The organism is Natronomonas salina, from assembly GCF_013391105.1.
GTDB classification, from domain to species: domain Archaea; phylum Halobacteriota; class Halobacteria; order Halobacteriales; family Haloarculaceae; genus Natronomonas; species Natronomonas salina.
In genome coordinates this window covers 1533987-1547379 of record NZ_CP058335.1, presented here as the reverse complement: position 1 = coordinate 1547379, position 13393 = coordinate 1533987, and the positions used below count along the sequence as shown (strand labels likewise).

The following is a 13393-nucleotide window of genomic DNA, read 5'->3' as shown; positions in this document are numbered from 1 at the left end:
ATGCGCTTCGAGACCGCCGAGATCGACCGGTACGGCCCGCTGTCGGGGTGTCGGCCGCCGTGCGACGACGGCATCACCGTGGTCGCCGGCCCGAACGAGTCCGGCAAGACCCTCTACCTCGAGGGCGTCCTGCAGCTGCTCGAGCCGTCCGTGGTCGACCACATGACACCGGGCCCGCGCGTCGACGGGGCGCCGGCCGGCCGCGTCGTCCTCGACGACGGCGGCCAGCGGCACACCCTCGGCGACGGGGTCGGGCTGAGCGACGTCTCCCGCATCGAGCCGCGGCACCTCTACAACCTCTTCGTCGTCCGCGACAGCGACCTCGTCCTCCCCGACGGGCCCGACTACTACACCACGCTCGTCGAGCACCTCGGCGACATCCACACCACCGAGATCGAGGCGATCCGCGAGGAACTGGTCGACGAGGGCCGGCTCACGGCCACGCGACTCAACCTCGCGAACCGGGAGTACGACACGAAGGACGCCCGGGACCGGGCTGAGTCGCTCGCGGCGGACGTCGAGTCGTATCTCGAAACGGCCGCGGATCGGGGCGTCGACGAGGCCGTCCGGGAGCGTCTCCGCCTCCGGAAGGAACTGGCGACCGTCGAGTCCGACCTGGAGACCCAGCGGATCGCCGGCGAGGTGGCGGACCTCGAGGACGCCCAGCAGCGGTTCGACGAGTACGTCGCCGCCACCGAGGCGGTGCAGGAACTGTCGGGGTTCGACCGCGGGACCCTCGACCAATTGCGCGACAGGAAGCAGGACCTCGCCCACGCGCGCGAGCGAATCGAGAGCCTCGAGACGGACCTCGAGCGGCAGCGCGCGGAGGCCGACCGCTGCCGGGAGCGCCTCGCCGAGGCCCGCGACTGCCACGCCGAACTCCGGCAGCGAGAGTCCGACGTCGAGCGGGTCGGCGAGGCGCTGGCGGCCTACCGGGACCGGGCGTCCCGCGACGGCGCGGGGGTCGAGGAACGGCTCGCCCAGCGGCGCTACGCGACCGCCGCCGGCGTCGTCGGCGGCGGGCTGGCGGCCGGCGGCGGCGCCGTCGCCGGCTCCGGAGCTGCGCTCGCGGTGGCGGTGGTCTGCTTCCTGGTCGCCGTCGGCGCATGGCTCTCCCACCGCCGGCTCGCGGACCGGGCCGAGGACGCGGCATCCCAGGAGCGAGAGCTCCTGGAGGAGGCCCGCGACGCCGGCTTCGCGGTCGACGAGCCGGCGGACGTCGCGCCGCTGGTCCGGGAGTTCGAGGACGACCTGGAGCGGGCCGCGGGCCGCGTCACCGAACTGGAGGCGGAGCACAAGCAACTCGAGAAGCAGGTCGAGAAGCTCCGGGACGACCTCGAAGCGGCCGAATCCGGGGCGGCGGACCTCGAAGGTCAGCTCGAGGCGGTGCTGGCCGACCGCGACGTCGACGCCGTCGAGGAGTACGCGGACCGAGTCGAGGCGAAGGAGGACCACGAGCGCGAGCGCTCGGACGCCGAACTCGTCCTCGAGCGCGAGGTCGGCGATCCCGAGACCGACTCGCCCGAGGCGAAGATCGAGTTCTGGGAGTCGGCCCTCGAGGAGTGGCGAGCCGAGGTCGGCGACGCCGACGTCGACGCCGCGCGGTACGACGAGGACGAACTGGAGCGACTCGAGGCCCGGCAGTCCGACCTGGCGGAGCGGCTCGCGGCCCTCGAGGCCGACCTGGAGGAGTACAACGAGCGGCTCGACGACTTCGAGCGCCGCGCGAGCGAGCTCTCGACGCCGCCGTTCGTGGAGGTCGACCCCGCGTTACAGGCGCGCACGAACGAGGGGCTCCGCGACCTCGCCGCCGACCTCCGGGCCGTCGTCGAGGCCGTCGAGTGGAACGCCGACGCCTCGCGGAAGGCCGTCGGCATCTTCGACGACATCAGGGAAGACGAGGAGCGGAAGGTCGCCACGCTGTTCGACCCCGACGGGCCGGCCTCCGAGATCTTCGCCCACCTCACCGACGGCCGCTACGAGACCGTCGACTACGACCCAGACGCCGAGACGCTCGCGGTGACCACGGGCGACGGCGCGACGCTCGCGCCGCGGCAGCTCAGCCGCGGGACCAGGGACCAGCTGTACTTCGCCGCCCGGCTCTCCCTGGCCCGGCAGCTGCTCGGCGGCGAGTCGGGATTCCTCCTGCTCGACGACCCGTTCCTGGCGGCCGACCGGACGCGGCTCCGCAGCGGGTTCGAGACGCTGCAGGGGCTGACCGAGGACGGCTGGCAGATCGTCTACCTCACGGCCAAGCCGGAGGTCCACGAGACGATGGCCGCGGAGTTCGACTGCGCGGTCCACGAACTCGACCTGCTGGAGCCCTGAGGGCGGCGCGGCGAAGCGCCCCTCCTATCGCAGCAACTGCTTGGCGATGATGGCGACGAACGACGGGTCGGGCTGTTCTCGCTTGGCCTGCTGCCAGGCGTCGAGGGCCGTCATCACCCGGTTGGCGGTGAGCCCGTGCAGGAAGATGGAGGTGAGCACGAGGAAGCCGACGAAGGCCCAGAGCCGGTCGGCGGCGACGAGCAGCTCCAGCTCGGCGAAGGTGGCCTCGTTGAGCGCGTACGCGAGGTAGTAGAACGACCCGATGCCGCGGATGCCGTAGGCGGAGATGACGGCCCGGCCCGGCCAGTCGATGCCGGTGCCGAGCAGCCCGAGGATGCCGGCCAGCGGCCGGACGACGACGACGAGCGTGAGCGCCACGGCGACGTCGATGGGGCGCAGCGGCGCCAGCAGCCCGCCGGCGAGTGCGCCGCCGAACAGCACGAGGACGGCGGCCATCAGCAGCCGCTCGACCATCACCGCGAAGTCGTACAGCGACTGGTGGTACTCGTGTTCGAACTCGAACTGCCGGAGGACGAGCGCGCCGACGAACACCGCGATGAAGCCGTACCCCTGGACGACCTCGGTGAGCCCGTAGATGATGAGGGTGCCCGCGAGCGCCTCGGCGCCGGCCATCGTCTGGGCCAGCAGCGACTCGGCGGGCAACCGGAAGACGATACGGGCCAGCAGCTTCCCGAGGACGTAGCCCATCCCGACGCCGACGCCGATCTTGTAGACGACGTCGACGAGCAGCCAGTCGCCGGCCCAGCCGAAGGAGGCGATGCTGCCGGCGGCGGCCAGCGAGATGGCGAGGTACGTGAACGGGAAGGCGAGCCCGTCGTTGAGACCCGCCTCGGAGCTCAGCGTGAACCGGACGATGCGCTCCTCGTGTTCGTACTCCTCGCGGGCCTCCTCGCTCTCGAGCAGCGGCGGTCCGGCGTCGACGTCGGAGGCCAGCACCGGGTCGGTCGGCGCGACGACGGCGCCGAGCAGGACGGCCGTCGCGACGTGGAGCCCCAGGACGTACCAGCCGAGGAACGCCGCCGCGACGATGGTCAGCGGCATGGTGATGCCGAGCAGCCGCCAGGTCCACGACCAGTCCCGCCAGGAGAACGGGCGGTCGATCTTCAGGCCGGCGCCCATCAGCGCGATGATGACGACGAGCTCCGTGAGGTGCTCGACGGCGACGGACTGCTCGACCATGTCCGGCGGGCTGACGCCAGGAGAGAACGTGAACAGCAGGAACCCCGAGATGACGTAGATGATCGGCAGCGAGAGCGGCTCGTCGGAGAGGACCCGCGGCAGGAACACCGCACCGAGGATGGCGATGCCGACGACCACCAGGGCGACGGGGTAGGCTTCGACCACGTTTCAGAAGCGCCCCGTCGGAGGTCCTCGGCGGTGGTTCCGGGGATTCGCTTCGACCGATGTCGAGTTTGCGGAGAGCGCGCTCATGGGTCAACGGCGGCGAGGGGTTCGCCGTACGCCGACTTCGAATCGAACGCCTAAACGGCTTTTCGAAGCTCCGGGGTCTCCAGTAAGGGCAACGAAAATCCGCCCGACCATCGCGAATCTGGTTACAACTGCCGGGTGCTGGCGGCAGGCGAGAAAACTGTCGCCGAAGCGACCGCCCGGATCGGTCGGCCGTCCGGGTCGACAGCCCGGGGAGCGATCAGGACCCGCTGTTCGGTAAGCCGAGGTTGTCGCGGACGGCGCCCGTCTCGAAGTCCGAGAGATCGCCGTAGTCGGGGTGGATCAGCACGTCGTAGTCGCGCAGGTCGCCGTCCTTGAGGAGGAACTGCCGGGGGGTCGGGTCGTCGTGGTAGCGGGCCAGCGCCTTCGGGGAGCCGGGGTTCTCGAAGGAACAGCGGACGAAGCGGGCGCCGACGGTCGCGCCCGCGCTGCTAAACGACCCGAAGACGATCGCGTAGGGGTTGTCGGTGACGAACCGGCAGTCGTCGAAGGTGACGTTCTCGCCGCCGACCATCACGTTCGCGTGGCCGTTCGCCGCCCCGTGGTCGAGGTTGCGGACGGTGACGTCCCGGAAGGTGGCGCCGTCCATCGTGCAGTAGACGCAGGCCAGTCGGGTGCTCCCGTCGCCGGCGTCCTCGATGGTGATCGACTCGAAGGTGAACCCCTCGCAGTCGCCGGTGGCCTTGATGCCGTACTCGGCGCCGCCCTGGTTCACGTAGGCGTTCCGGATGGAGCCGCTCTGGACGTCGCCGGTGACGCGGATGGCGTCGTTGTCCATCGCCGGCGCGTCGATGCGGAGGCCGTCGACGGTCGTCGCCTCGGCGTCCTGGATCCACAGGCCGGCCCCGTCGGCCGGCCCCTCGCTGCCGTCGACGACGACGGTGCAGCCGCGGGCGACGTCGTAGCGGCCGAGCCGGATGTGAGCGCCGCCGCAGTTGCGGGCCAGGCAGCCCTCGAGGATGTTCGCCCCGTCGCCGTCCCGGAGGTAGAAGCCGTTGTCGGTGAAGCCGGCGACCCGGCAGCCGATCCAGCGGTTCGTCCCCTCGTGGTACGGCTCGCTCGAGAACGGGATGGCGTGGCCGACGGAGTCCGAGCCGGAGCGGTGGACGTCGCCGGCCGTCAGGTCGATCTGGCGGTGCGTCGCGACGCCCTCGGGGTCGACGACGTCGACCTTGTACGTGTGGCGGTCGCCGTTCGGGGTGTCGTCGGCGTTCCGCCGGTGGCGCCTCGTCAGCGAGACGTTGCTGTTGTGCATCGTCCCCCCGACGTAGGCGCGCATGATGCCGGCGTCGCGGTCCGGGTCGGCGTCGCCGACGTCGATATCGAGGTCGTGGAGTTCGACGTGGGCCGCGCCGTCGTTCGGCGTGCCGAACCGGAACATGAGGCGGTCGCAGGCGCACAGCGACGCGGGGATGTGGACGTCGACGGTCGCCCGCGGCTTGCCGACCAGGGCGAACCGGTCGGGGATCGGCTCCTCGAACTCGCCGTCGCCGCCGGTGAAGTGGACGGGCCGTTCCCAGCGGTAGGTGCCCGCCGGCAGGACGAACGCGACGTCGCCGGCGGTGTCCGCGACGAACTGCGCGAGGTCGCCCCCGGAGCCGTCCCCGGGGAAGCCGTGGTTCGAGACGTCGACGACGCGCCAGCCCTCGATGGAGAGCGCCGTCGTGGCCGTGCTGTTCACCGAGAGCGTCTCGAGCCGCTGGTTCGGCCCGGCGGTGCTGGCGCGGACCCAGCCGTCGCCGTCGCCGTAGAAGACGGCCTCCGTGTCCGTGGCCTCGAACTTCGCGCCCTCGTGGGCGACGTAGTTCGTCACGTTCGCCTCGACGTCCCGGACCGTGACGCGCCGCTCTAGTGCCTCCATGTCTGGTGTGTGCGTCCAGTCCGTATCTCCGATCTCGTAGGTGTTCAGTCCGTGGTTAGGGGTGTTGTTTGCCATGATCACGTGGGGTTGCCGTACGCCTCGCTGCCGTAGCCGCCCTCGAGGTACCCACCGGTGGTCGTCTCCTCGGGGGTCGGAGTGGGAGTGGCAGTCGGCGTCGCCGTCTCCTGGGGCGTCGCCGTCTCCGTAGGAGTAGTCGTCTGCCCGGGTGTCGCTGTCGGCGTGGGTGTCGGCGTTGCGGTCTGGGTGGGCGTCTCGGTCGGCGTCGACGTCGGTGCGTCGGTCCGCTCGCGCCGCCCGTGCGCCGGCGGGTCGGTGCGGCCGCCGCCGCTCCCGACGCCGGTCTGGGAGAGCGAGGCCGACGACGCTTCGGCGTCCGTTCCCGCGGGAGTGGGCGTCGGCGTCGACGGAGATTCTGTGGTCGGTGTCGGCGTCCTCGCTGGCGTCGAGGTCACCGGCGTGGGGTTCGCCGGCGTCGACGTCGACCGCGGCGTGGTCGTCGCCGCCGGTGATTCGGTCTCGGTCGACGTCGAGGCGGTCGGCGACCCGTACCCGCCCTCGCTGGCCGTCACGTCGCTCGAGTCGCCCGAGAGCTGGTCCATACAGCCCGCAAGGGCAGCGGCGCTCCCTGTCGCGATCAGGAGTCGCCGTCGCGAAACGCGACACCGTTTCGGCATACGAGTCGATACGTGAGCCGTACTAAACGTCTTCCAGCCAACTCACTTACCGACCCGGCAGTAACCGGTGTCGGGAGGGGCGGGCCCCTCGACCGGCGAACTACGGGAGAGGGCTCGGATCGGCGACCGGTTTCGGGCTGGAACGGTCGGAATCGTCGTCCCGGCGAGGCCGAGTCCGGGCGTCGTCGACCCGCTCGCGCTTCGCTTACCGGCCTCGACTGTTTCACGGGATTCACCGGATTAACTCTCGATTAGATATTATCCATCAGGGTGGGTCCCTCGCGTAGCACTCCTGTAAGCGAACCTATCAGATTCATAAGGAAGACCCGGCGGTCCGACCACTCGACCACAATGACGCGACAGAACCGCCGTCGGTTCCTGAAGGGTGCGGGTGCCACCGGCCTCGCACTCGGGCTCTCTGGCTGTGTCGGTGAACTCGAAAGCTACATGAGCAGCGGCGGGCCCGACCCCGATGGGAACGGGAACGACTCGTCCTCGCAGACGGACGAGCCGACCCAGACGGCCGACGGCGAGTCCGGCGAGGTCGTCGAGGACTTCGCCAACGGCGTCGACGACTGGTACGAACTGGACTCCTACGGCTCCTTCGAGGCGACGAACGACGTCCAGAACGGCGAGCAGGGCATCCGCCTGACCGCCGGCGAGGACGAGCCCTACGTGGGCGCGGTCAAAGCGTTCTCCGAGCCGGTCGACCTCCGCGGGAAGACCCTCTCGCTGTCCCTCCGCGCGTCGAGTCCCCAGATCCACCGCGTCGAGGTCGAGCTGATCGCCCCCGACCAGGGGAACACCCTCGAACTCAACCGGACGAACACCGGCCCGACCGACTACTGGATGACCCTCGATATGGGGGCGACCGGTGAGCGCGATAATCCGGACCTCGGCGAGGTCTACGAGCTCCGCCTGATCGGCCGCGAACGCAGTCAGGGCCAGCCCATCGACATGACGATCGACGAGATCCGGGTCCACGACGCCCCCGACACGGGCAAGGTCATGCTCACCTGGGACGACAGCCACCAGAGCCACGCCCGGGCCCTCGAGATCATGGACGAGTACGGCTTCGCGGGCGTCGAGGGCGTCATCACCCACGCCGTCGGTTCGGTCTCGCGGCTCGACACCGACCAGCTCCGGCAGATGAACTCCAGCGGCTGGGACGTCGTCTCCCACCCGCACCCCCGGGGCAACGGCAGCGCGGTGCTGACCGAGGAGAACTGGTCGGAGAGCGAGCAGCGCCAGATCATCGAGGACTCGAAGAACTGGCTTGAGACCCGCGGCTTCGGGGACGGCGCGAACTACTACATCGCCCCCGGCAAACTGCGCGACGCGACGAACATGGAGCTGCTCCGGGAGTACCACGCGGCGTCGATCAGCTACGGCGGCGGCAACGTCGGCCTCCCGGTGAACGACCCCCACACCGTCGGCCGCGTCGACGGGTATGACCCCGAGACGCTCAAGGGGTACGTCGACCTCGCGGAGAAGTACGGCCAGCTCGTCGCCCCGATGTGGCACACCATCGGCGACAACAGCGAGGAGTTCGACATCACCGAAGACGGGTTCCGCGACCTCCTCGACTACGTCGAGTCGGCCGACGTCGAGGTCGTCACGCTCTCGGAGCTCACCGGCTGATACCCGCCGTCGGTTCGGCTCCCCCGAGTTTGTTCTGCGCTGCAGCGGCTCGCTACCGCCTCTTTTCGCCCCCGTTCCGCGTTCGAGCTACCCTGCGTAGCAGCACGCTCGGACCGACTACGTCGCGCCCAATGACCACCGGGTGACTGCGAGTGTCTCGTCGCCGACTAAAGCCGGATGGCGACCGCTCTCTTCCCAGGTTCGCGTCCAGAACCGAGACGGCTACGGGGGTGGTCAGTCCGGAAAACGAGAACGGATGGTGGCGGGGGACGTCGTGGCCGAAGTGGTTCCACCGATCCGATGGTCAGTCGGCGCTGCCGGCCAGAACTTCGCCGGACTCGCCGGTCTCGGGTGCCGACTCGGGTTCCAGCGCCGTCCGGGCCTCCGCCGAGAGCCGGCTCACCACGGCGCGGCCGTCGCGCTCGCGGGTGATGACGCCGTCGTCCTCGAGCCGCTGGAGGTGGTGGCTGACGGTGCTGGGGTCGCGGCCGAGCTCGTCGGCGAGGTCGCTGACCGACGCGGCGCCGATGCGGGCGATGGCGTCGATGATGCTCGCCGTCGAGTCGTCGTTGAGGGCGGCGGCGAGCTCCTTGCCCTCCGCGTAGGCGGGGAAGAACCGGCGCTTGCCGTGGAGCTTCGCGCCGGTCACGAGGTCCTCGCGCTCGAGGATCCTGATGTGGTGGCGGGTGGTCGACAGCGGGAGGCCGGCCTCCTGGGAGACCTCCGAGAGGTAGGCGCCCGGCGTCCCGTCGACGATCTCGTAGACGCGCTCGCGGGCCTCGTGCTCGAGGGGGTCGGAGTCGTCGTAGCGGCTGTACCGCAGCGGGAAGACGAAGGGGCGGAGCCGGTCGACGAGCCGCGAGACCCAGCCGCTCGAACTGGCCGCTTTCGAGCCGACCAGGAGCGGCGACCCCCGGAGTGCGGCGGCAGTCGCCAGCGCTCCCAGGCCCATCGCCGCGCCGGCGCCGGCGGGGTCGGCGGGGTTCTGCTCCCCGCCGCTGCTGCCGACCGCCGTCGCGGCCGTCTCCTCGTCGGAGTCGCCGTCCGGCGTCGACTCGGTGGCCGTCGGCGCCGCGTCGCGGTTCGTCGTCACCGTCTCTTCGTAGGTGTGCGACCCGTCGACGGTTCCGCCGTCGGCCGACAGGGGCTCGGTGAGTTCGAGTACGCCCAGTCCCAGCGAGTCGTCGAGCCGGACGGTTTCGACGAGCTCGTCGGTCGCGTTAGCTAAGGTGCCGTTATCGACGTCCAGATTTACGACGTCGGGGGTCTGCACGTCGTCGGTCCGGTTCTCGACGTCCGCTGCCGTCTCGGCGACGGTCTCGTTAACCGTCTCTTCCACCTTTTCGGCCACCTCGTCGGTGGACGGGTCGTCGCTCTCGTTGTCCGACCCAGCGTCGGTCTCGTCGCCGCTGCGGAGCGTCGAGTCGCTGGTGGAGGAGTTATCGCCCGACTCGTCGCCGTCGTCGGTCGAATTGTTCCCGTCGGTCCCGTTCGCCGTTCCGTTGGTGTCGTCAGCCCCGCCGTCTCCCCCACTGTCGTCGGCCGCTTCGTCTTCGTTTCCGGAGTCCGCAGTACTGTTCTCGTCCGACCCGTCGGCCGACTGGCCGCCGGAACTGAGACCCGACAGCCCGCCGTCCGTGTCGGTATCGATCGCCGCGGCCGCCGCGACCGGCGCGCCGGCTATCGAACAGACCACCGCGACGGCCGCCACGACGGCGAGTACTTGCCGCGTCATTGTCCCTGACATGAGAGCGGAGCCCCGACCTCCGAGTTGTCGTTGTATCCGACTAGCTCTGGATAGGCGTTGGGCAGGCAATATCTGGGCTTTCAAGTTGGTCGCCGGGGGACGCGGGAGAAGGTTGATAACGAGGACGCGGCCGGCCTGATAACTGCGGGGGTCGACGCAGGCGGGAGCGGCGCCGTCGGGTCGGCGAAGGCGACTCGATTCGCTTCAGAGGTTCTCTTTCTGGTAGCTCCCGTCGTAGGTGGTCTCGTGGTCGGCGTCGGCGAAGACGATCTGGGCGATGCGGGCGCCGCGCTCGATCTCGATGTCGTGGTGGACCTGGAGGAGCCCCTCTCCCTTCCCCTCGTACCCGGCGTCCCAGACGGCCGTGTTCAGCATACAGGAGTTCCGGAGCAGCGACGACCGGGGGTAGATGAAGCCGACGTGCTCCTCGGGGATGGCGACGGTCTCGGCGTAGCGGACGACGTAGCCGCCCGGCGGGAGGTAGTAGGTGTCTCCATCGTCCGTCTCCGCCTCGTCGCCGGTGGGGTCGGCGTGCCGCGGCTGGCGGTCGCCGATCTCCTTGCCCTCGCGGCCGATGCGTCCGGGCTCGCGCTGTTCGAAGACGGCGTCGAGGGTCAGGTCGACGCCGTTAGGCTGTACCTGCTCGGCGGTCGTGGGGGTGATGTGGTCGGCGACGAAGGCCCCGCTTCGGAACATGCACGCCGGGTGGGAGGCGGGTACCAAGTGGCTTGCTGTTCGGCCGTCGCGGCGTCGCGGCCCCTCCGCGGCGCGTCCGACCGCCTTTTAGTGGTCGACGAGCAACCACCGGGCATGGACGCCGAGACCTTCGACGAGCAGAAGTACGTCGACCTCTTCCCGCAGCTCCAGCAGGCGTACAAGAACGCCTTCAACCGCATCAACGAGACGTACGACTCCACGCTCGTCCACGGCATCGACCAGCAGGTCCTCGACGAGTCCGAGCCGTTCTACGACGAGGAGGAGGGGTTCTACGTCGAGCTCCCCGAGGACCCCTACGACCGGCTGACCGGCGTCGTCGTCTCCGAGGAGAAGTTCGACGCCGTCCTCGAGGACTACGTCGAGGAGATCGAACGCCAGCTGGAGCGGACCTTCGAGGACTAGGCCTCGCAGTCGGCGCCGTTCCAGATGGCGAGGCTCCCGCCGCTGTCGATGCGGACGAGCACCTTCACGCAGGAGGCCGCCCCGGGGACGCCCTCGGTGACGTCGGTGCTGCGGATCTCGCCGTCGTCGAGGCGAGCGTAGATGCGGTACGACCCCGCCTCGCTGTTCCAGTCGCCCTCGACGGTCGTGGCGCCGCCCGCGGCCTCCAGCTCGTAGTTGCCGAGGTGGATGACGTCGTCGTCGGCCTCGACGGCGAGCTGGACCCGGTGGGACTCGTCGTGGTTGTTCTGCACCGAGAGCTCCTGGAGCCGGACGGCCTCGGGGTTCGCCGCGGCCTCGGCCTTCCCGGTGTTGCCGTTCTCCTCGTCGCCGCCCAGTCCGAGACAGCCGGCGCTGGCGACCGCCAGCCCGCTCGCCGCAAGTAAGCTACGTCTAGTTGGCATGCTATCACGACAAGACGGCAACAACCATAAACGCCCGTCAGACGAGCGTCTACCGCCCGTCACATCGACTTAAAGGCCCGGCCGAACGCGGCGACCGCGGGCGTGGAGCCAAATCTTCATACGCCTGCACCGCATAGGCGCGTTCATGAGCACCGAGACCGCCGACGCCGACGACGACCTCCGCGAGCGCATCAGCAACTTCCTGCGCCGCAACTTCCCGCAGATCCAGATGCACGGCGGCAGCGCCGCCATCCAGAACCTCGACCGCGAGTCGGGCGAGGTCACCATCATGCTCGGCGGCGCCTGCTCCGGGTGCGGCATCTCCCCGATGACCATCCAGGCCATCAAGAGCCGCATGACCCAGGAGATCCCCGAGATCGACACCGTCCACGCCGACACCGGCATGGACGGCGGCAGCGAGGGCATGGCGGGCGGCCAGATGTCCCCGTCGTTCCCCGGCGAGGAGTCCGGCAGCGACCCCGAGAGCGACGAGGGCCCCGAAGCCCCGTTCTGAAAGCCGGCCACCCCTTCTCGCCGCCGCGTCCCCGAGACCACCGCGCTTATTGTTCTTTCACTCCGACCGACGGGTATGTCAGCCGATGCCGGTCGGAACGTCCTGTTCGTCGTGATGGACACCGTGCGGAAGGACCACCTGACGCCGTACGGCTACGACCGGCCGACGACGCCCGAACTCGAGGAGTTCGCCGCGGAGGCGCGCGTCTACGAACAGGCGGTCGCGCAGGCGCCCTGGACGCTGCCCGTCCACGCCTCGATGTTCACCGGCCTCTACCCGGCCGAGCACACCGCCACCCAGGAGGCGCCGTACCTGCCCGACGACGTCGGGACGCTGGCGGAGGCCGTCTCGGCGGCGGGCTACGCGACGGCCTGCTACTCCTCGAACGCCTGGATCACGCCCTACACCCGCCTGACCGACGGTTTCGAGGCCCAGGACAACTTCTTCGAGGTGCTGCCCGGCGAGGCGCTCTCGGGGGTCGCCGCCGACCTCTGGCAGCGCGTCACCGACAGCCGGTTCCGCTGGGTGGCCGACCGCCTCGTCGAACTCGGCAACGAGGTCCACGAGCACCTCGCGGGCGGCGAGGGCGCCGACTCGAAGACCCCCGAGATAATCGACCGGGTCGCCGACTTCGCCGACGACAACGCCGACGGCGACTGGTTCGCGTTCGTCAACCTGATGGACGCCCACCTGCCGTACTACCCGCCCGAGGAATACCGCGAGGAGTTCGCGCCGGGTGTCGACCCCACGGAGGTCTGCCAGAACTCCAAGGAGTACAACTCCGGCGCGCGTGACATCGACGAGTCGGAGTTCGAGGACATCCGCGGGCTCTACGACGCCGAGATCCGCCACATCGACGCGGAACTCGGCCGCCTCTTCGACCACCTGAAGGAGACCGGCCAGTGGGACGACACCGTCGTCGTGGTCTGCGCCGACCACGGCGAACTCCACGGCGAGCACGGCCTCTACGGCCACGAGTTCGCCATCTACGACCCGCTGGTCAACGTTCCGCTCATGGTCAAACACCCCGACCTCGAGCCCGAACGGGCCGACGAGCAGGTCGAACTACTGGACCTCTACGACACCGTCCTCGAGAGCACAGCCGCGACCGAGGCGCCGGGCCGGGTCGACGCCCGACCCTACGAGCCGGGGCGGTCGCTGCTCTCCGAGGGTCGCGACGTCGACGACGGCGAGTTCGCCTTCGTCGACTACCACCGGCCGGTCGTCGAACTCCAGCAGCTGGAGACGAAGGCCGAGGGCGCGGGCATCACCCTCGAGGAGGACTCGCGGTTCTACTCGCGGATGCGCGCGGCGCGCCGCCCCGACGGGAAGTACATCCGCAACGAGCGCATCGACGACGAGGCCTACCGGCTGGACGAGGACCCGGGCGAGACGTCGCCCTCGACGGGCGACGACCCGGTCGTCGACGAGGTACTCGCGGCGCTGGAGCGCTTCGAGGCCGACCACGCCGGCGAGTGGGGCGACGCCGAGACGGACGCCGACGAGGCGCTCGACCACATGGACGACGACGCGAAGGAGCGGCTGCAGGACCTCGGCTACCTGGAGTGACGCCGA

11 protein-coding genes are annotated in these 13393 nt (G+C 70.0%); 5 read left to right on the top strand and 6 right to left on the bottom strand.

All coding sequences use genetic code 11. The features are described 5' to 3' along the window. A complete protein-coding gene (locus HWV07_RS08285) occupies positions 1–2328 on the top strand; it encodes an AAA family ATPase (protein WP_178333849.1) in 2328 nt (775 codons plus the stop codon). 24 nt (positions 2329–2352) lie between these two features. Here HWV07_RS08285 and HWV07_RS08280 read toward each other — a convergent pair whose 3' ends face one another. The 3 genes from HWV07_RS08280 to HWV07_RS08270 form a co-directional block, all read right to left on the bottom strand. Then, positions 2353–3693, bottom strand: a complete 1341-nt coding sequence (locus tag HWV07_RS08280) for a cation:proton antiporter (RefSeq protein ID WP_178333848.1) — start codon at positions 3691–3693, stop codon at positions 2353–2355. A gap of 304 nt (positions 3694–3997) precedes the next feature. After that, positions 3998–5734 (bottom strand): hypothetical protein, encoded by a 1737-nt coding sequence (locus HWV07_RS08275; protein ID WP_178333847.1) that lies wholly within the window; start codon positions 5732–5734, stop codon positions 3998–4000. Positions 5735–5736: 2 nt separating this feature from the next. Next, entirely contained in the window at positions 5737–6279 is a 543-nt protein-coding gene (locus tag HWV07_RS08270) for a hypothetical protein (protein ID WP_178333846.1), read from the bottom strand. Between the two features lie 426 nt (positions 6280–6705). Here HWV07_RS08270 and HWV07_RS08265 point away from each other — a divergent pair, with 426 nt between their 5' ends. Further along, a complete protein-coding gene (locus tag HWV07_RS08265; protein ID WP_178336022.1) occupies positions 6706–7995 on the top strand; it encodes a polysaccharide deacetylase family protein in 1290 nt (429 codons plus the stop codon). Positions 7996–8299: 304 nt separating this feature from the next. On the opposite strand, the gene HWV07_RS08260 is transcribed toward HWV07_RS08265, so the two are convergent. Both HWV07_RS08260 and HWV07_RS08255 read right to left on the bottom strand, forming a co-directional pair. Beyond that, positions 8300–9730 carry a winged helix-turn-helix transcriptional regulator gene (locus HWV07_RS08260; RefSeq protein ID WP_178333845.1) on the bottom strand — a complete coding sequence of 477 codons (1431 nt, stop codon included), beginning with the start codon at positions 9728–9730 and terminating at the stop codon, positions 8300–8302. A 216-nt stretch (positions 9731–9946) separates the two neighbouring features. After that, the gene (locus HWV07_RS08255) at positions 9947–10438 is read right to left on the bottom strand and encodes a deoxyuridine 5'-triphosphate nucleotidohydrolase (protein WP_178333844.1); all 492 of its coding nucleotides are present in this window, start codon (positions 10436–10438) and stop codon (positions 9947–9949) included. A 114-nt stretch (positions 10439–10552) separates the two neighbouring features. On the opposite strand from HWV07_RS08255, the gene HWV07_RS08250 reads away from it, so the two are divergent. Next, positions 10553–10861: a DUF5783 family protein gene (locus tag HWV07_RS08250; protein ID WP_178333843.1), complete on the top strand. Its 309-nt coding sequence runs from the start codon at positions 10553–10555 to the stop codon at positions 10859–10861. Here the strand turns inward: HWV07_RS08250 and HWV07_RS08245 are convergent. Continuing rightward, positions 10858–11304 carry an Ig-like domain-containing protein gene (locus HWV07_RS08245; protein WP_178333842.1) on the bottom strand — a complete coding sequence of 149 codons (447 nt, stop codon included), beginning with the start codon at positions 11302–11304 and terminating at the stop codon, positions 10858–10860. The genes HWV07_RS08250 and HWV07_RS08245 overlap by 4 nt on opposite strands. Before the next feature lie 145 nt (positions 11305–11449). On the opposite strand from HWV07_RS08245, the gene HWV07_RS08240 reads away from it, so the two are divergent. Together HWV07_RS08240 and HWV07_RS08235 are read left to right on the top strand one after the other, a co-directional pair. Next, positions 11450–11818 carry a NifU family protein gene (locus HWV07_RS08240; RefSeq protein WP_178333841.1) on the top strand — a complete coding sequence of 123 codons (369 nt, stop codon included), beginning with the start codon at positions 11450–11452 and terminating at the stop codon, positions 11816–11818. 75 nt (positions 11819–11893) lie between these two features. Beyond that, positions 11894–13387 (top strand): sulfatase, encoded by a 1494-nt coding sequence (locus HWV07_RS08235; RefSeq protein WP_178333840.1) that lies wholly within the window; start codon positions 11894–11896, stop codon positions 13385–13387. Positions 13388–13393: the final 6 nt, after the last annotated feature.